Source organism: Arthrobacter sp. APC 3897, assembly GCF_030407495.1.
Taxonomy (GTDB): Bacteria; Actinomycetota; Actinomycetes; order Actinomycetales; family Micrococcaceae; genus Arthrobacter_B.
In genome coordinates this window covers 1-19,613 of the sequence record NZ_JASDDG010000018.1, presented here as the reverse complement: position 1 = coordinate 19,613, position 19,613 = coordinate 1, and the positions used below count along the sequence as shown (strand labels likewise).

Annotated in this window: 12 protein-coding genes; all 12 read right to left on the bottom strand. The window is 62.9% G+C overall.

Annotated elements, in window-relative coordinates; genetic code table 11:
- Positions 1-247 precede the first annotated feature (247 nt).
- A complete protein-coding gene (locus tag QMA10_RS10060) occupies positions 248-1,375 on the bottom strand; it encodes a hypothetical protein (protein WP_290167988.1) in 1,128 nt (375 codons plus the stop codon).
- A gap of 86 nt (positions 1,376-1,461) precedes the next feature.
- Positions 1,462-2,187, bottom strand: a complete 726-nt coding sequence (locus QMA10_RS10055) for a phosphocholine cytidylyltransferase family protein (RefSeq protein ID WP_290167984.1) — start codon at positions 2,185-2,187, stop codon at positions 1,462-1,464.
- Between the two features lie 182 nt (positions 2,188-2,369).
- Positions 2,370-5,276 (bottom strand): CDP-glycerol glycerophosphotransferase family protein, encoded by a 2,907-nt coding sequence (locus QMA10_RS10050; protein ID WP_290167982.1) that lies wholly within the window; start codon positions 5,274-5,276, stop codon positions 2,370-2,372.
- Positions 5,277-5,338: 62 nt separating this feature from the next.
- Entirely contained in the window at positions 5,339-8,092 is a 2,754-nt protein-coding gene (locus tag QMA10_RS10045) for a glycosyltransferase (RefSeq protein WP_290167980.1), read from the bottom strand.
- Positions 8,085-11,216 carry a CDP-glycerol glycerophosphotransferase family protein gene (locus QMA10_RS10040; protein ID WP_290167978.1) on the bottom strand — a complete coding sequence of 1,044 codons (3,132 nt, stop codon included), beginning with the start codon at positions 11,214-11,216 and terminating at the stop codon, positions 8,085-8,087. Before QMA10_RS10040 ends, QMA10_RS10045 begins: the two co-directional genes overlap by 8 nt.
- Complete coding sequence (wecC, locus tag QMA10_RS10035; protein ID WP_290167976.1) at positions 11,198-12,490, bottom strand: UDP-N-acetyl-D-mannosamine dehydrogenase; 1,293 nt, start codon at positions 12,488-12,490, stop codon at positions 11,198-11,200. The genes QMA10_RS10040 and wecC overlap by 19 nt, the downstream gene beginning before the upstream one ends.
- Positions 12,471-14,378: a glycosyltransferase gene (locus QMA10_RS10030; protein ID WP_290167974.1), complete on the bottom strand. Its 1,908-nt coding sequence runs from the start codon at positions 14,376-14,378 to the stop codon at positions 12,471-12,473. Before QMA10_RS10030 ends, wecC begins: the two co-directional genes overlap by 20 nt.
- Positions 14,379-15,278: an ABC transporter ATP-binding protein gene (locus QMA10_RS10025; protein ID WP_290167971.1), complete on the bottom strand. Its 900-nt coding sequence runs from the start codon at positions 15,276-15,278 to the stop codon at positions 14,379-14,381.
- Positions 15,265-16,176 carry an ABC transporter permease gene (locus QMA10_RS10020; protein WP_290167969.1) on the bottom strand — a complete coding sequence of 304 codons (912 nt, stop codon included), beginning with the start codon at positions 16,174-16,176 and terminating at the stop codon, positions 15,265-15,267. The genes QMA10_RS10025 and QMA10_RS10020 overlap by 14 nt, the downstream gene beginning before the upstream one ends.
- On the bottom strand, positions 16,176-17,921 hold the full coding sequence (locus tag QMA10_RS10015; protein WP_290167968.1) for a glycosyltransferase family 4 protein: 1,746 nt from the start codon (positions 17,919-17,921) through the stop codon (positions 16,176-16,178). Before QMA10_RS10015 ends, QMA10_RS10020 begins: the two co-directional genes overlap by 1 nt.
- Complete coding sequence (locus tag QMA10_RS10010; protein WP_290167967.1) at positions 17,918-19,120, bottom strand: glycosyltransferase family 4 protein; 1,203 nt, start codon at positions 19,118-19,120, stop codon at positions 17,918-17,920. Before QMA10_RS10010 ends, QMA10_RS10015 begins: the two co-directional genes overlap by 4 nt.
- Positions 19,121-19,194: 74 nt before the next feature.
- Positions 19,195-19,613: hypothetical protein (locus tag QMA10_RS10005; RefSeq protein ID WP_290167965.1), on the bottom strand; the 419-nt coding region annotated here is incomplete at its 5' end.

The window sequence follows — 19,613 nt, the reverse complement described above, 5'->3', positions numbered from 1 at the left end:
CCCCCATCTGCTGTCTAAGAACGAAAGCTGCAACCAACTGCCCCGGTTTCACTCCATGCTGGGGCAGCCGTAACTTCGCCGATTAGCAAGCGGGCGCAGCACGGGCCCACCCCGTGTCGAATGATAATCAGCGCGGATTTATACGCTGTTTCCGAGCACCTGTGGCTGTATGCCAATTCGGCGCAGGTCTACTAAAGGCGCCATGCAGGTTTCTAGGAGTGGTCCCCCACCCCGCGCAGCGACTCTTTCAGACCCCAATGGCAAATGCCCGCCCAAAGGCGGTCAACAATTCATGATCCCGTTCATGATGGGCCGCAAGGTCACGGTCAGTCGACCGCTGCCATTTCCAATTCGAACTGATCCCCATGAAGTGTCGATGCATAGTTGTCGGGGAAGGAACCATTGTCACACCGGCAATCATGTGCGTCTTCCATTGCGTGGCTTCGGGTATCTTCGTTGGCGAGATAGCCCACTTTATGGTCGTTGGTGCACGGCGCTTGTCATAGTACGAGTAATCAGCGAACGACTCACTGGCGCCACGGCGTCCGGCTGTCTCAATCCATCGTCCCGCAAACGAGATAGCCCCGCATTCAAGATCGGTGAGAACATCGAAAACCGTGTTATCACCCTTCGTGATAACCAACTCGTCAATATCAACATTCAATACGCCGGCCGCGCCCCCAAGGAACCGATGACGCGCGTGCTCCATGATGCCATATTCACAAAAATCTGAATCCCAGGGTGCCCCGTTTAGCCCGTTCCAGCTTCCGCCTTGGGGTCCAAACTTAAACGGCCAGTGAACCACTACGGCAACTTTGATTCCAGGAACAGATATGGCCTCGAGAACGTCCTCCGGACCATACTGGCTCGAGTTATTGTCGTAGATAAGTACTGCGTCAATCTTCTGTTCAGCAACATGAAACTTGACCCAATCAGAAATCCACGTTAGACGATTGTCTTTGGATTTGGTGACGAGGGTATTCGTTCCTTCAAACAGGTCGCGGAAGTTGGGTGATGCAATAGCCGACAAAGCCATCTCAGAAGAACAAATATTCACAACATCGACGTTTTCATCTCCGTCAACGCGAATTATCGATGTGCGGTCCAGCGAGTTGTGAACTGTCCGTAAAGGTCTTCCCCTACGGTCTGTGACGACACCCTGAGAAAGTACTGTCTCAAGGTTCAGCAACGGCGGACCTATAAGGCTAATTCCACCGTCCACTTGTACGGAATCATAAAACAAAGTGTTTGCATCGAAAAGTTCGTCGTAACTATCCTGTCGCTGACTCTTCGGCCGCGGCGGGAATCGTTGGATCGCGTTACTTGGCAGCACAACGGGTGACGGGTATACGACTAGCTTGACAGTTTCATGCAATGAGTATCTCCATAGTGTTTAGAGGCCACAGCTCTGGACTGACCGCCCTGCTTGGCCCCCGGCGTACTTCGTGGAACACATTAGGCTCAACGAGCAGTTATTCCTGATGCCGATTCTGCCAAAAGTTGTTGATTGGCACGAGCCAAATCATCCGCATAATCCACCTCAACAGCATAAAACTGACTAATGTCTGCAGGGAGATACTTGAACCGATCCTGCACGATCGTGATCTCCATTCCCTTCTCGAAATAATCTTGGTCCTCAACTTCGTTGAGTCGGGCTACCAGTTGCCCCTTATGAGCCGAAGAAACAAAGTTGATACCGACGGCTTCTCCAAGTCCTCCTTGCACCGATTTTGATAGACCATAAATATGCCCGGATTCATCAACAGTATATTTTACTTCTTCATCAGAGACTGATGAAGTATCCACTGCAACGAAGGATTGGTCCGCAAGTATGTGATCCTGAAGGTGACCGAGGATAGCTGGATCAAAAACAACATCACCGTTCATCCACAAAACGCCGCCGTCGAAAGAATTCCTAAGGGCTTTCAGGAGACTTTTGGAAGTATTTGTCTGGTCAAAGGCCTCGTTATAGACGAAAGACGCCTCGGGAACGTGCTCCATTATTTGTTCCAGTTTGTAACCTACTACAATCGTCAGATGGAGATCGTCACCGAAAGCAGCTCGTAGATTCTCTACCTGCTGTTCCATAATCGTGCGTCCATCATCCAACTGCGTCAATGCCTTCGGATGGGGGCGCGCCAATCTGGTCCCCATTCCTGCTGCGAGAATTACGGCCTGCACGGTCATCTGTTGTCCTGTTCGTCGGAGTGTTGAAATGGGACTCTCGAATATCGACAGCTCGTCATTGCCACGTACACAAATCTTCGCGCCCCCATGCCAGAGTACGCGCAGAGGAACAAAAGGTGAACTGCAGTACACCTTCGAACATATAGTTTGTCTTTGGGTCTCAGCGAGTCTCCGCTTTTTGTTTATGACCCCCAAACTGCCCGCACAATCCTGCCCGCGGCAGCGCCATCGTCGTCCGGCGCAAACCTCTCCAGAAACACCTTGTAGCGAAGGGAGTGTTGTTCGGCGGCCGCATCCTCTGAGAGGATTGCCGCCAGCAAATCCTCAGTCTTACTCGCAATGGGTCCAGGTGCCCCCGCCTCAAAATCGAAATAGAAACCTCGTTCGGTGTCCCGGTAATGCTCGAGGTCCGGAGTCAGAAAGTACATCGGTTTGCCGGTCACACAGAAATCGAACATGGCCGAGGAGTAGTCGGTGACCAGCAGGTCCGCCGCCAGATAAAGATCGTTTACCTCGGGATAGGCAGTGACGTCCAAGTAGTGCTCCTGACCCGTTGTTTTGCGGCGGCCAGCGATCTTGTGATGACCCCGGTAAAGATTCACATAGTCCGGACCAAGTTCCCTTGCGGCCTTGTTGAAATCAAGGTACCGGCTTGCGGCGGCTGCGCTGTCCCGCCACGTGGGCATGTAGAGAAGCACCTTCTGACCCGGGTTGATTCCGAGGCGGCGCCGAGTCTCTTCCCGGCGCCCGGCAGCTGGCCCAGCGGCCAGCGCATCATTGCGGGGATACCCGAGAACGGCGGTCCGCCCCCGGTATCCGAAGGCGGCAGCCAAGGTGCCGGCAGCGAACTCATTCTGTGCCAGGAGCATGTCCCAGGCCGCCGCCTCGCGTTGCATCAGCGCGCGGTAGGAGGCGGTGGTTCCGGCCACGGGTGTATCGCAACCGATGCGCTTGAGAGGTGTTCCGTGCCAGGTCTGCAGATAGAACTGTTCCGGGCGTTTACGGAAATAGTGCGGAAAGTTGTTGTTGTTGACGAGATAGCCGGCGGTGGCGAGAAGGCGGAACCACTCCGGGCTCTCGCGCAGCACCGGCGTACAGTTCGGCGGAACCTGCACCGAAAAGTCCGCCACGGTCCAGTACCTCTGCAGATCCGGCCGGTGAGCGCCTAGTACATCGCTGATGGCACGGCCGCTGTCCGAGCAGGACTTGCCGTCAAAAGTCTCAAAGAGCACGGCACCGGGGTCCACCGCTTCCGTCGTCCCGCAATAATCCGCGATCAATCGGCCACGGCCCAGGGCGGTGCGGTCAGCCGAAGGGCGCGGAGCGGAAACCCGCAGTACCAGATCCTGCTCGTTTCCCTCCCCCACCAGCTCCAGGGCTGCCAATGTCCGCTCAGCTCGCAGAGGAAGTTGCCGGAGCAGCTGTCCCAGTGCAGGAACTCTGGCATTGCGGACGCGCCCGGCATCGTCGGTCACAGCGTGCAGCACGCGGTAATGCCCGGCCTCCGGCGCACGGTTCCCGTGTCCCCATTTGTTCTGCTGGAGCGGGAATTCCGTGCGGAAACGATGAGTGCCATCCAGCCAGATGGTGGACAGCGGGCGCAGTTCATTGCGGGCAGTAAGCAACAGCATCTCCGGGAGCACTGGATCCGGTGAGCCCGGCAATTGACCCGCCCTTCCTTCCATGACCAGCGTGGCACCGTCCGGGCTGATCTCCGCGCTGTCCAGGGTCACCCGCCCCGGTTGCATCACCAGCTGCAGGTACCCGTACCCCGTGCATTCGGCTCGCAGCACCGCTGAGGGCTCCGACGCCGCTGCCAACTCGGCGCCTGAGCCGCCCCAGCCCACCGGTTCGCTGCGGCCGTTGGGCAGAACAGCTTTGACCGTCCAGCGTTGGTTTTGGTTGCTGGCGGTGGAGCCACTTGACCTCACGTCCACGGCAAACGAGGTTCCGCCGGAATCCGTTGGGCGGAACTCCAACGGAGGTTCGCCGGGCGCTTCAAGATGCAAAGCCGACGGCGTGACACCGCCATCAGGGTTGAAGCTGATACCCGCCGTGCTCCCGTCCATTGCAACGGACACAGCGCTGCAGGAATAGCGCACCCGCCTGAGCCTGAGGCCCGCGGTGCCGTCCATCAAGCCAATGACACGAATGCGCTCATCGGTCAGCGGTCCGATCGGAAGACGCCGCGGCACGGTATCCGGATCCCGGTCCCGAAACGGGCCGCACACCGAGATCCCGCCGAACCTCAACGTCACTTCCAGCACCCACTCCGAGACTGTGCCGGATTGGAGGTCCAGCTGCGGCAGCGCTCCGGGATCCACTATTGCCGTGAAAGCTGCACCGGCATAGGACAACCAGCGATCCGATGCCGTCGCATCGATCCGTGGATCGTGCCCCCGGATCACGGCGAGCGTGGTGCTCTTATCCGAACCGGTGGCTTGAAACCGAACCTCCAAAGCGCACTCTGCAGGGTCGACTCCGGGAAGATAGGCCCATCCCCCGAGCTTGAGCATTCCGTCTTCGGTCCAGGCGAATCCCGTTAGTCGGGTTGTCAGCACCAAGTCCGCCTGGGTTAGCCGGAGCAGTTCGGCGTCAACGTGGCTGCTGAGCAGCAGGAGGTATGACAGCTCCGCACTGAAGTCCCTGATGGTTTCTGCGCCGTGTGCGGTGGACAGGCGGTAGCTGCGGCCATTGTCCTGCAGGTCCGCCAGTACCAGCAGCACATCGTTGCGCCGGTTATGTGCCGTCAGCCAAAGCAGCACCCGTTGATGAACATCCGGCAACGTAAACAGGGCATGACGCCCGGCCGGAGCCTGCAGCACGCCGGCAACAAGCTCCTGAAGAACCTCGAAGTACTCCGGTCCGCTGTGCTGCACATACGTTAGGTGGTCCCTGAGTTCTCCCAGCAGCTGCACGTACCAGTTGCGCATCTCCGCTTCCGGAGCTTCGCTGCAGACGACGACGGCGGCGGCAGCGGACACCTGATCCAACCATTCACGCAGACCTGTGACAGCAGCAGCCGGTGCTGGAGCGGCCGGCACTTCCGGTGCAAGCCAGCCGGCCGCATCCGCCGGTTGGCGGGACACGGGATCAGGATCGGCTCTTCGCTTCAGCTGCTTCATTCCCCGCCTCAGCCACTGTGCGGCCTTCATTCCCCGTTGCCTGGCGTATTGAGAGGCGCATCAAGTGGCAGCTGCTGATCCCAGGGACGTGCCAGGTTCTCCACTGCTGCAGTGATCCGTTCGCAGGAGCGTGAATCCCAGAAGGGGAACGTTTCCCGTACCCGCTCCTCATACTTCCCTTCGCGGGCCAGCCCCCTACAAACGATGCGTTCGAGTTCTTTAATAGCGCTGTCCACGTTCTCGGTCACCGGACCAAAACCGTGCCGGGCGTAGTCGAAGTATCCCTTGCGGTACACATGCTTGCCGCGGAAAATTTCGTCGCCGTCGAACTGCAGGTAGATGAGGTTGCTGCCGGCATACGCGGCATCAAAGGCAATGGAGGAATGGTCGGTAATCATGGTGTGGGCTTTGGTCAGCTCGGCTTGGACGCTCACGTCCCGGTACCGCGCAGGGCGTACAAACTCGGGAAGGTCGAGATAGGGCACCACAAATTCGAACTCCGGGTGGGGCATGAAGACCACGTCCATGTCCTCGTTCACGCTCAGTTCTTTCAGCTCCGCAGAGCGCAGCAGCGCCATCCATGTGCTACCGAAGTCGGTTTCTTCGAATGCCCTGGCCGCCTCGGCAGGCGTGGGGCACACTTCGATGACCTTTTTCACGTACTGACGCCAGGTGGGTGCGATGAGTAGCCGGCGGCGCTCCTCCACCGGTGAGGCAAGCGCTGCCTTACGCAGGGCATCGTAACGAGGCAGCCCAACGAGTTTGGCCTGATGGTTGGACAGCCGGTAAACGCTGTTGTCACCGGCAATGGACTCGTGCTCGCCACGGGTGGTTGTGACCATGGCTGCAATGTTCTTGCCGTTGATCCAACGCGACATGTCGTCTTTAATGACTCCGTGCTGAAGGTAGACGAATTTGGCGCTGCCCGCACCGTAACGGCGTCGGCTCACCGGGTATTCGACGTTCCAGTTAGCGTGAGACGAGAGCTTATAGGCGGCGTTCAGTACCAGCAGCACCGATTCATCCGAGCCGTAGGGGACCAGCTTGAAGCCGTCGCCCTGCAGCCGGTGCCAGTCGGGACAGTCCTTTTCAATCACGAAGTGGATATTGATGTCGGGGCGGTGCTTCATGAGGTACCGGTAGAGGTGCTCGGCATTGTCATCGGCCCGGTCAATCCGGTCCATCAGCAGCCAGGCATCCTTGTACCGCGAGCGCACAGGTTCGCTGGATGCCCGGCGGATGAGCGCACGGTCCGCAGCAGCCCGTTTCTTGGCTGCGGCAGACTTGAGTTGCCGGCGGATCACCCGCTTTATTGCCGACGCGGCCGTCCGTGAACGGGATTGTCCGGACAGTACCTGCCGGACGGTGAGTCCCGCACGGGCACGCGCCAGGCGCCGGGATATACGGCTTCCACCTACCGTCTTAGTCAGACGGCTCCTTGCCCGCCCCGCAGCCAGTTGAAGGTAGGGAGCCGGCGTAGGCCGCCGTCCGGGCTGCAGCGGAACTCCGCGGTCCTTGGAGGGAACCGCTGTGACGCCGTCAAGCACAATCTCTGCGCTCTCCCCTGCCGGCAGAACAAGGATCCGCTCACGGATGAGGACTCTGCCCAGCACCCGGTGTTCGAGCACCTTTGCGGCCGCCGGAACCCGGGAAACGCCGTCCACCAGGTACTCTTCCTGCGGCACGTTTCCCTGGTAGAGGTAGTTGTAGGTGGTGACCTGCTGCACCGGATCCGTTGTCCCCTCCACCACGAGAGGATCAGCGTCGCGGATGCCTTTGTAGTAGGTGCGGAGAATACTGTGGAAAAGCCACCCCTGGCTGACCACGCTGAACGTGTTGATGACGTCTTCGTCAATCAGGGAGATGATGCTTTCCAGCAGCTCATGCATGCGGGCCTGCTGCTCGGGCGTGGCGGAGCCGGTGTCGCTGTGCATGCGCTTGTCATCAATGTAGAGCCAGACCAGGTCATAAAGCACCATGTACTGTGCCCAGTGCGGAACCCCTCCGGCACTGGAACGCACGCCCTCGAGCATGCCCAGCCAGCCGTACTGCGGCAGGTCGCTGTAGGCACGGGGGTCGGCCCATGTCCCCTGCACCAGTGACGCTGTGCCGCGGCGTTGCCGGCGGTAGTAGTAGCTGGCCGAGGCAACAAGGCCTACTACCGGACGGCCGGCCGCCGCGAGGTAGCGGCCGATGAGATTCGCGTCCTCGAATTTGGGGCGGATGCGTTCGTCAAAGCGGAGCTGATGCGCCTCCAGCATCTCTCTGCGGAGGAAGGTGGTGGGCCCGTGCATGTGGAAGTACTCCGGGTTCAGGTCCAGATCAACCAGCAGGTCCCCCTGGCGGAACTTGCGGTTCAGCAGGTGGCCCTGCGACGTCCGCAGTGAAGAGTCGTTGAACTGCACGAGCCGGCCGGTGAGCATTTGTGCGGACTGCTGGACATCACGGCTGATGAAGGCGGCAATCCGGTCAAAATAGTGCGGGTGGAAGGCGTCGTCCGGGTCGCAGAAGGTCACCCAGGCATTCCGGACCAGGTCCAGTCCCACATTGCGGGCCGAGGCCGGGCCGCCGTTTTCTTTGCGGACCAGGCGGACGTTGGAACGGCCGCGGGCCCATTCAGACACCACATCCGCAGATTCGTCGGTGGAGCCGTCGTCGATCACAACTATGTCCAGGTCCGCCAACGGGTAGGTCTGGGCCTCCAGAGACTTGAGGAAGGTGGGAACATAGTCGGCCACGTTATACAGCGCCACTACGAGGGAAAATTGGCCCTTAGCCACGTTGGACTCCTGTGGGGTTCTGGAAATGAGCGGAGGCTGGCAGCAGTGCAACGGACGCCGCTGCCGCCGTGCCTTGTTCAGCGGAAGCATAACGGTCCGCGATGCGGCTCCAAGCCGGTTCACCGGCGGCTGCACTCCGTGTCAGTGCAGAGATGAGTTCATCAGTAGCGGACGCTGTCGGCAGCAGCCCAAAGACATCGGACGGCTCCGGATACAGTCCGCGCGACCTGCGGTACTCAGCCAGGTCCGGAACCAGCAGGACCATTGGCTTCCGGAGCACTGCATAGTCGAAGATTGCCGAGGAGTAGTCAGTGACCAGGACATCCGAGACCAGATACAGATCATTGATGTCCGGATAGTCGGTCACATCGATCGCCGCAGGGTGGTTCTCGATCCGGCGCTGGCCGGCAACGTTGTGGTGGCCGCGGATCAGGAAGGTCCATCCCGGCCCCAACCGGCGGCTGGCTTCCGCTACGTCGAGGAATCCGTTCCAGTCCGACCGGCCGGCGCCGTCCCGGACACTGTCGCGCCAGGTGGGAGCGTAGAGCAGCACCTTCTGGTCCGCCGGAATTGCGAGCAGGGCCCGCACCCTGTTCCCGCCGTCCGCGGCCTGTGGATGCAGCAGTGCATCGTTGCGGGGGTATCCGGCAGTCAGCACTTCCCCCTTATAGCCCAGCGCCGTCGGAAGCACTCCGGCGGCAAAGTCATTCTGTGCCAGCAGCAGGTCCCACCACTTTGCTTCCCGGGCCATCAGGTCCCGGTAGGACAGGGAGAGCACCCGCTGCGGCACGTCCAGGCCAATTTTTTTCAGCGGCGTTCCGTGCCAGGTCTGCAGGTAGAACTGGCCCGGCGATTTACGGAAATACCAAGGGAAGTTGTTGTTGTTGACCAGCCGCCGGGTGGAGGCCAGTTTCCGGTACCACTGAGCGGATCCCTGCAGCAGGGGCACCGCATAGTCCGGCACGGGGACGGAACGGTCAGCGACGGACCAATACAGAGGCTCATCAAAACCATTGGCGGCAAGGTAATCGGAAATGGCCCGGGGACTGTCCGTGCAGCTTTTTCCGCCAAAGCTTTCAAAGAAAACTCCGGGCGTGAGTTCCGGAGCAGGGTGCGTGCCGAAGACCTCGCGCCGCAGCCGGTACTGGTGAAAGGTTCCCGCTTCATCCGCGGCCAGCGGAGCAGCGATGCTGACGGCCATGGCTCCTGCCGCTGTCCGCAGGCCGCAGACCCGCGCCGCGGACAACAGGCTGGACCGGAAGGATGCGGCCGTGTCTTCGGCAACTGGAACGGTGGGATCCGACGGGTCCGGCCGGCCTCCCCCGGCGTTCCAGCGCAGGGTGTAAGAGTCCGACGGCGGGGCCGGCAGTTCCCTGCCCCACCGTGTGACGGGCAGGGGGAACCGGAGCCGCGTCCCGCCGTCGGGCAGCGGCTCGGCGTCTCCTGCCGGAATCCGGAAACGCGCGGTGACCAGGGCAAAGGCTGCCGCTGCAGGAGCGCCGTCCACCACTATGTCTATGGCGTCGCCGCCGGCTTCAGCGGCGAAGGCTGTCACTGCGGGACCGTTGCCGCGGGACTTGGCGCCCGGTCCGGCGGGAACGGGCAGGGCTACCGTCCGTTCGGTCCGGTGTCCGTCCACTTCCGCACACACCGTCAGCTCCACTGGCAGCGGCGCATTTATCTGCAGGGAAAAGGCGGAATCCGCATAACTGCAGTTCCGGTCCCCCGACGCAGTATCCAGGCCGGGGTCCGTGCCGGGCTGTAGCGGCAGCGGCTGGAAACCCTCGTCCCCGCAGACGCGCACGGAAAGCTGCACTGTAGTGCGGCGCAGGTCCACGTTGCGCAGGTAGGCGTATCCCCTGAGGGTGGCACCGCCGTCGTGCTCCGTCACGGGTGGTGCAAGCGCAGCCACCAGGTCAAGGTGCCGGGCGTCCACTGCCAGGAGCTCCCGGTCCACGGGTTCAGCGAGTACCTGCAGGAGCGGCGGCTCAGCAAAGATCCGTCCCCGGTCAAAGACGAGCGGGCTGGCGGTTCCGTTGTTGATCCGGTCCACCAGGGCTCGCCGGATATCCTCACGCCTTCCCTCCGCCGTCAGGTGCAGCAGCACGCGTACCTGCGGATCAATGTCCCGCAGATGCGGCTGCCCGGCTGCGCAGAGCTGCCGGACACCCCGTCTAAGCAGCTGCCAATACTCCTCGCCGGCGTCCGGAATTTGTTCAATATAGGGAAGGAGGTCCGCGCCCAGCAGCCGCCGGAACCAGCCTGCGGCAACCGGTGCCGGCGCCTCCGCCTCACAGAGGGCGGTGACGTCACCGGCTACGGAGAGCCGGTCCCGCAGATCTTCGATCAGATGTTTGGCCTGGGTGATGGAAGAGCCGTCCTCCCGGATCCGCCACCAGTAGACCACATCCGGAAGCACATCGAAGGATTGCGAGCGCAGATAGGCCCGGGCAGTGGTTTCCTGGTCCTCATACCGGATGTTCTCCGGCATGGGACCTACCTGACGGTCCCAGAAGTCCCGGCGGAAGACCTTGTTCCAGAGGAAGACGTTGTCGATAACCTCCGGAATATCGCTGACCGTAACGCCGGTCCTCATCCGTGCGTGGATGCTCCCGGCCAACCGGACCGGGATCTTCCGGCTGCCTCGGATCCGTCCGTAGGATCCCACGCAGAAATCGGACCCGGACGCCGCCAGAGACGCCATCATGACTTCGTAGGCGTTGCCGGGAACAACGTCGTCGGCGTCGGCAAAGGTGAGGAACTCTCCGCGTGCGGCAGCGATGCCGGCATTGCGGGCGCGCCCGTTGCCGCCGTGGGGAAGCTTAATCAGGCGGATCCGCGGATCATACGCGGCATACCGGCCGGCAGCTGCTGCTGAGCTGTCGGTTGATCCGTCATCCACCACAATGATGTCCAGGTTGGCGTAAGTCTGGTTCACCAGGCTGGTGAGGCAACGCTCCAGGTACGGAGCCACATTGTGCATGGGCACCACCACGCTCAGCTCTCCGTGGTCCGGCCGGCCGCGCCCCACGGTGCGCCGCAGGCGAGCCTTCAGCGCCGGGTGCAGACCGGCACCGGCGGCCGCGAACCGTTTGGCGAGCCGCTTCATGCCGTGGTGCGCCAAAATCCCCTGGTATCGATGACGGCCTTTCCGGCCAGCTGTTCGGGGCGGATTTCCCGGAAGGCATCGTGGTCCACCAGGAGGACGACGGCGTCAGCGGCGGCTACGGCGTCATTGGTGACGACGGACGATACGTTCGGCAGCGGGGACAGTTCATCGGGAAGTTTAGCTCCCGGGAATGACCGTCCCACCAGGATCCGCGCCCTGGGGTTTTCCAGTGCCAGCCGGCGGACAATCTCCACTGCCGGGGATTCGCGGGTGTCATCAATATTCGCTTTGAAAGCCAGTCCCAGGGCTGCAATGACGGGAGCTTCAATCCCCTCAACCGCCGTCTTTACCTCGGCAATGACATGGCCGGGCTTTGCGTCGTTGACCTCGCGCGCTGTGCGGATCAGGCGGGAATTCTCCGGGTCCGCGGACACGATGAACCAGGGATCCACGGCAATGCAGTGGCCCCCTACTCCGGGACCGGGCTGGAGGATATTGACGCGCGGGTGGTAATTGGCCAGCTCAATCAGATTCCACACGTCAATGCCGAGGTTGCCGCTGATGACGGAGAGTTCGTTCGCGAACGCGATGTTCACGTCCCGGTAGGCGTTTTCCACCAGCTTGGCCATTTCAGCCGTGGCAGCGTCAGTGAGGTGGATACGCCCCTGGCAGAACGTGCTGTACAGGCCGGCGGCGGCTGTGGCAGCCTCCAGTGTCAGTCCGCCGATGATGCGGTCATTGGTGACCAGCTCGATCATAATTCTTCCGGGCAGCACACGCTCGGGACAGTGCGCAAACAGGACCCGGTCCCTGTCGCTGCCGGCCGCCGCGGACAGGTCGGGACGCAGGTCAAGAATGACGTCCGCCATCCGGCGCGTGGTGCCGGGAGGCGAGGTGGACTCGAGGATCACCAGGTTGCCGGGACGGATCCTGGCGGCAATGCTGCGGGCGGCCTGCTCCACGTAGACCAGATCGGCAGTCTTGTCATCCCGGAACGGAGTGGGCACAGCCACGATGTAGGCGTCCGCCTCCGGCATGCTTTCCTGCGCCGTGAGATGCCCCTGGCTCACTGCGCCGGCCACATGAACACCCAGATCGGGTTCGATGAAGGGCACCCGGCCTTCGTTGACGGCCTGAACGGTGTCCGGATTTACGTCCACACCGATGACGTGCAGTCCCTTGCCGGCCAGGATGGCGGCGGTGGGCAGGCCAATATAGCCAAGGCCGACGACGGCGACCGTGGAGACTTCGGTGGCAGCCTCCCCGGGATTAAATGTCTGTGTGTTCATGCGGTCCCCCATAAAATTTCAGGTCACCGGACGCCAGCAGGGCGGCGTCCGCCACCTGCCATGTGTGCCCGGTTGCTTCCCGGACCTGAAAGTAGTTGAAACGGTCTGATGAGTAAATGCGTTTGCCCGCGGCTGCAGCCTGCCGCAGGAACCCGGTGTCCTCGCCCAGCCCCAGCGCGGGGAAGGGCAGTTCCAGGACCAGGCTGCGGCGGGCCGTGATGGTGGGGCCCATGACGAAGTCCGTGTACCGGTGCTCCCGGTGTCCGAACCGCAGCACTGTGGCGTTGGAGGTGCGCAGGTGCATGTAATGCGCCTGTTTGCCCACGATGTCCGCGCCCGAATAATGCAGGGCATGCAGCTGGTCGCTGAGGTAGTGGGGACCGTAATGGTCGTCGTCGTCCATTTTGGCCACTACCTCTCCGGTGGCGGCAGCGGCGCACCTGTTCAGGCATTCGCCCAGTGATACGCCGCGTCCGGCGGTCAGCAGCTTTACTTTCGCCACCCCGTGCGTGGTTTGCAGTTCCTCGAGCCTGCCCGGTTCCAGCTCGAATCCGTGGGTCAGCAGCACCAGTTCCACATCCACGTTCCGCTGGCGGGCAATGGTGGCGAACAGGCCGTCCAGCTGGTGCGGCCGGATGGTGGGCACCAGCGCCGAAACGGCGGGCCGGATCAGGGGGCGGGCACGGTCCGGCAGTACGGCTGCCAGAACCTCCTCCGCACGGTGTGCGTAGGTGTGCTGCTCCCAGATCCGGCGCTGGGCCAGGTGCACGGTCCTGTCGTTGTACTCCGGGTTGGAGGCCAGGCCGCGGCTCAGTGCGGCCGCTTCCTCCCTGGTGGTTGCCACGGGCACCTCCGTTGGAGCGAAAAACTGCTCCACGGCGGCGCTGGGCGTAGTGATGACGGGGGTGCCGGCTGCACTGATTTCGAAGATCCGGCGGGCGCACATGCTGGGCGAATCCACCACGGAGTTCACGTTAAGGAACACCTTGTACGTCTTGTAGGCGGAGAGCATCTGGGGGTAGCTCAGGGAACCCACCACCCGGGTATTCAGCGGCGCCGGGAACTGGTAGTTGCTGTCACCGCCGAGCTTGCGGGAAAAGATCTCCAGCCCGGTGGCGAGTTTTTCCGATGCGTCCATGGCCCCGCCCAGGAGCAGGTCCATCTGGCTGCGGCGCTCCGGATACTTGTGGGCAAAGTACATGCCGGCAAAGGCGATGTCCCGGGAGTGCCGGCCGTGCCGGGGACGCACCGGGTTGTGGATGGCAGGCTGTGCGGCAAACGGCAGCACACCAATGTGCTCGTGACCGAGATCCTGCCGGTAAAACGGGACCCGGCGCACGTCGGAAGTGAAGACATGTTCAAAGAGCTTTGCTGCAGGAAGGAAGTCCTGGTAGTGGGGCGGATCTTCCTTGTTCCAAAAGACCGTCGGGATTCCGTTGTGTCGGCTCCATTGGAGCAGCTCCACGAGTTCGGGAGCAGGACCGGATGGACCGGCGAGTTTGCCGCGCCAAAGCCGGTTGTTGCCGGCCCAGGCCGATTCAATGAAAACCAGGTCCACTGCCGCCGCTGTCATCTGCTGCCGCCAGGACGCCGGGTCCAGAGCCACCGTGTTCCACTCGTAGGCAAAGGCCATGGCGGAGAATTCGTCCAGGATGACGCCGACCGTGAGGTCGCTCCTGCGCGGCACCGGTGCGGGCAGCGGTGCCGCCGGGATCGATAACCGGCGTGCGGCGCCCCGGCCGATCCATCCGGCTTCCACACCGCGGGCATTGGCGGGATCCGCGAAGTTACGCTCGGCCCGGCTGCGGATTTTCCATTCCTTGAGTTGGGCGGGGCCACCTGCGCGCAGGTGCCAGAGTCCGGTGCGGACGTCGCCCAGCAAAGCCACCTACTGCATCCTCAGGCTGCGGCGGCCGGTGGAACGCTCCATCACCCGGGTGACGGTCAGGGATTCCATGGCATCTGTCCGGATTTTCGCGGCACTGATGTTGTTGCCCTTGGAAAGGTGCCGCGTGAAGTCCTTGTAGGCGCTGACAACCGCTCCGGGGTCGCCGTCCATCAGCAGATCCCCTTTGTCGATCCAGACGACGCGGGTGCACATCTCCAGGATGGTATCAAGGCTGTGGCTGACCAGGAACACGCAGCCCGCCCTGCCGCGCAACTCGTCCATCCGCTTTTTGCTGCGGTCCGCGAACTGCGCGTCACCGGTGTTCAATGCCTCGTCAATGAGGAGTATTTCCGGATCGATGCTGGCGGCAATGGCAAAGCGAAGCCGGGACGCCATCCCGGAAGAGTAGGAGCGCATCGGCAGGTGAATGGCCTTTTCCAAGCCGGAGAGTTCCACGATTTCGTCGAACTTCTCAGCGATCTGCGCTTTGGACATTCCCATGGCCAGGCAGCCCAGCACCACGTTGTGGTCACCTGGCAGTTCGGGAACCAGAGCAGCGTTAACTCCCAGCATGACCGGGGTGCTCACGGCGTAGACAGCCCCCGTGGTGGGTTTGACCTGCCCGCTGATGAGTTTCATGAGGGTGCTTTTGCCCGAGCCGTTGCGGCCCACAATGCCTATTGATTCGCCGCGGAGCGCCACCAGGGACATGGGGTTCAGCGCGTTGACGGTGACCAGGTTGGGTCTTGCCATCACACGCCGCAGAAATCGCGAGGTACCGCTGGACGTGTCATCGGCGGCGGGTGCCTCGCTGGACGGCACACGGTAACGCATGCTCACGTCATCGATGACGATGCAGGGGTCCTCCTGCAGGTACTCCAGGTCCTTAACCCCGTCCATAGGTTTCCTCCGCCCGCCAGAAGTAGACGGACCCGATGGCAAGCGCACCCAGCGCCCAGCAGCTCAGGACGGCCCAGGACTGCCAGTCCGGCGCGGTGTTGTAGAGCAGCACGTCGCGGACAATATCCAGGACGTTGAACAGCGGGTTGAGCTTGATGATCTCAAGCATCACCGGCTGGTGGATAAACCTGTCGTAGGAGTAAAAGACTGCCGAAGCGTACATCCAGGCCCGCAGCGCGAAACTCAGGAGATGCACCACGTCATTCACCTTGGAGATCACCCGGGCCAGGATCAGTCCCACTCCCAGGTTGAAGATGCTCTGCAGCAGCAGAGCCGGGATGATGAGCAATCCCAGCCAGGAGATTTCCTCGGTGGGAGGGATCAGCAGGACAATCAGCACCATCACGATGAACACCGGAATGTTGGCGAGCAGCTCGCGCAGGTTTACGGCAATGGGCAGAGTGGCCCGCGGAAAGGAAAAGGCCTGGATAACTGACCGGTTCTGCTGGATGGACCGCGCACCGTTGGTGATGGCGCGTGAGCTGTACTGGAAGAGGAAGATGCCGATCACCAGGTAGCCGATGAAGTTCTCGATACCTCCCCCTGTTCCCAGCAGCAGGCCGAAAATCAGGAAGTAGGTCAGCCCGTTCAGCACGGGATTCAGGATCAGCCAGATGCTGCCCAGCCGGTCCCGGCGGTTTCCGCTCTGCACCCGTGACTTGGCGTCATAGAAAATAAACTGGCGGTAGTTCCAGACCTGGACAACGTAGTCCACAAAACCCGGGCGCGCGCCCACGCGCTGCAGTCCCCGGACATCCACGGACAGCGGTTTCACCTGGACTCCGGGCACGGAATCCCCCTGCCGGCCGGACTGGGAATCCGCCTTGATCCCGGCCATCAGGCCGCAACCGTCAGGGAGCCGTACTTCTCCACGCAGAGCTGCGCGTTGGCGTGCCAGGTCCGGGTAGCCAGGACATGCCGGCGCCCGTTGACACCCATCCGGGTGCGCTGACCGCCATCGGTGAGCAGGCGGCTGAGCGCTGCCGCCAGCGCCGCGTGGTCTGCCGCCGGCACCAGGGTGCCGTTGCCGCCGTCGTTCACCAATTCCCGGAGCGCCGGCAGGCTGCTGGCCACCACGGGGGTGCAGCAGGCCATGGCTTCCACGGGTTTCAGCGGGGTAACCGCTCGTGTCACGTTCAGATCCTTCCGGGGCACCACAAAGATGTCGAGTGCCTGATGATACAAATGTGCATCCTGGCGGGATACACGACCCGGGAACACCACCCTGCGGTCTATCCCCAGTTTTGCGGCGAGCGCCTTCAATGCGGGTGCCGCCACGCCGTCGCCGGCGATGAGGCAGGTCAGCTGCGGGTGTTTCGGTGCAAGCACGGCGAAGGCCCGCAGCAGATCGTCCAGGCCTTCATAGTCAACCAGGCTGCTGACGGTTCCGATGATCTCCGTGTCCGCGGGAAGTCCGAGCAGCAGGCGCGCCTCCCGGGGCGCCAGCGGCTCCTTCAGATAGAACTCCCCCACGGCGTTGGGCAGCAGCACAATCTTGGCGGGGTCCACCCCGGCAGCGGTGATTTCCTCAGCCATCACCGTGCCCAGGGTGGGCACCAGCGAGGCGCGGTTCATGATCCGGGCCTCCGCGGCCTTGAAATCCCGGTAACGCCGGCTGCTCCGGGCTTCCTCGGGCCGGGTGGAGGCCCAGGTGTCCGCCAGCTGCCCGCGGACCTCGTACACCCACGGAATACCGAGGGCTTCCGCCACGGCCGCGGTGACCAGTCCGTTGGTGAAGTGTGTGGTGGTGTGCAGCACGGTTGGCCGGAGGACCCGGGCCAGTGCCAGCATGTCCTCTGCCTGCCGCTGCAGCCGGCGGTCCATGCCAAAGGGCATCCGGGCCGGAAGCAGCCGGTGGTATGCCACGCCGTCGATCACGTCCGTATCCCCGGCCCCCAGCTTGCCCACCTGCACGGGATAGCCCAACCGGGTCACGGCATGGACGTTCCACCCCAGCTCCAGCTGGGCTTTGAGGATGGAATGTGTCCGCTGCGCATATCCGCTCTGCGTGTGCGGCAGCGAATTGGTCAGGACATGGAGCACCGTCCGGGGCTCCGGCTCATACCCCCGCACCGGCGCCAGCCGGGGCTGCCAGCCGGCGAAAACCCGCGCTTCAGCCGCCAGGCGGCGCTGCTGGGCGAGCTCCCGGCGGGATCCACCGTCCAGGGCGCTGACCGCTTCGGAGGTGCTGCCGTTGTACCAGTTCAGCCGGGCCAGGGTTCCCCGGCGGCCGCGGGCGTCCGGCCGGACGTTTTCCAGGAGCCCGGCGGCAAGGTCCGGCAGTCCGGCAGCTGTGGCCACGTCCGCCATCCGCAGCCGCTGACCGTCGCGGCCGCCGCCCTGCAGACACGCACGGAGGTTCGCTTCCAGCCGCTGCCTGTCCCCGCGCAGCAGCGCCACCAGCGAGGCGAGGGTGCCCCGCCCTGGGATGCGGGCGGCGGTGTCCAGCGGCGGGCTCAGCACGCCGGGAGGAAGCCGGCGGGAGATTTGAAGTGCCAGGACCACCGGATCATCGCCCAGGTGTTCGACGGCGGTTCCGCCGGCCAGCAGCAGATTGCGCACAAGTGTGCCGAAACGGTTCACGGGGTGGAGACTCCGTCCACCAGGGTGGTCAGCAGCTCGGCATAGGCATCGGCCAGGGCATCGACGTTGGCATTGTCATGAACCCAGTCCCGTCCTGCGGTGCCGGTCAGCAGCCTGGTCCGGTCAGCTGCGAGTTCACGCCACAGCTCGGCAACCTTTTCGGGGTGGGCGGACACTACGTCACCGGCTCCGGATTCTTCAATGATCTTGCGGGCCTCGCCCAGCACAATACCGGTCACATGCCGGCCAACCGCAAGCACTTCATAAGTCTTGGAAGGAATGGTGGTTTCAAAGGACTTCCAATCATCCCGCAGCGACACCACGCAGGTATCAGCGTGCCGGTAGTGTTCCATCACCTCGGCGCCCACCGCCGGATGGTGGAAGACCACCGGTGCGTCCAGCTCCCGGGCGAGGGCTATCAGTTCGCGGCGCTGGACGCCGTGTCCCACCAGGTTCAGCCGGACGCAGTCCCGGGCCAGGGCGGCCGCACGGATCACGATGTCCAGCCGCTGGCTCTCGCCGTGGTTGCCGAGATACAGCACGTTGAGGAATTCCGACTGCTCGGGAGGCGGCATCAGCAGCTCGCGGACTGACACGTCAACGCCGTTGCTCACTGTGGCTACGTTGCCCAGCCCGCGGTCCCTGAGCGTCTGCGCGAATCCGTAGGTCACTGTGACAACAAGGGCTGCGCTGTCCTGGATTCCCATGATGATGCGCTCGGCCAGGCCTTTTGCGCTGCCCGGAACCAGCCGTGCGTCGCGTGCTATGTCCGGCCAGGCGTCCCGCATGTCCACAACCAGCGGTGTGCGCAGCAGCCGGGCAGCGAGGTAGCCGGCCCCGAGGATGGGCAGGCTGGGGACGGTGACAATGACGGCGTCCGGTTTGGGGCCCAGGAGGGCAGCCGGTACGCTGCAGGCCGCTGAAAACAGATGGTCCGACAGGCGCCCCAGCCGCGTGGTGCGGTGCAGGAGGTAGGGGACCCGTCGAATCTGTTCCCCGAAAACTCCGGTATCGCGGCGGAAGGCCCGGCCCGCTTCTGCCTTGGGCAGCGTGCGCCGGCCGTGGGGCGCATGAGCAACGGGAGCCACGACGTCGACGTCCCAGCCCCGCTGCCGGAAGGAACGGATGATCTGGGTCCAGCGGCGCTGCGGAGGGCTGTGCTCCGGCGAGTAGGAATGAGTGAGTAAGAGAACCCGCAAAAACTACCCCCCCAGAGTTGTGCTGTGGCATGGACCACGGTATAAGACCGTGACAGTCTATCCCCTGCCGCCCGTTATCGGGTGAAAGCAGCCTTCGCCGAGGATCCGCGCAGCTTAATGTAATAGAGGGCGCCCGCTCCGATGAGTCCCAGAATCACCAGGGTGCGCACCAGCCATCCGCTGCCGTCCGCCCCTTCACTGTCGCTGCCGGGCACTGCCGCCAGCAGGCTGGGCGAAGCGGTTGCCGACGGCGCGGGTGCGGCTGCCGGGGAAGGTGACGTGACCGCTGTCGCGGCGGCGGTCGGCGAGGGGGACGGCGGCTCCGCAGGGGACGGAGTGGGGCCGGCCGGCTCCTGGTCATCCACTATCTCAACCACAACGCCGGTTACAGGATCCCAGCGGAAATTCGTGTACAGCAGGCTTCCGGCTTCGACCAGGTAGCCGGTCCCTGCCTCAATCAGCCAGCCGGTGCCCGGGTGGATCAGGAAACCCG

Bases quoted from the DNA above. Each gene is read 5' to 3' on its own strand.
- QMA10_RS10020 (WP_290167969.1), bottom strand. From the start codon at position 16,176: ATGGCCGGGATCAAGGCGGATTCCCAGTCCGGCCGGCAGGGGGATTCC.
- wecC (WP_290167976.1), bottom strand. From the start codon at position 12,490: ATGAACACACAGACATTTAATCCCGGGGAGGCTGCCACCGAAGTCTCC.
- QMA10_RS10025 (WP_290167971.1), bottom strand. From the start codon at position 15,278: ATGGACGGGGTTAAGGACCTGGAGTACCTGCAGGAGGACCCCTGCATC.
- QMA10_RS10055 (WP_290167984.1), bottom strand. From the start codon at position 2,187: ATGACCGTGCAGGCCGTAATTCTCGCAGCAGGAATGGGGACCAGATTG.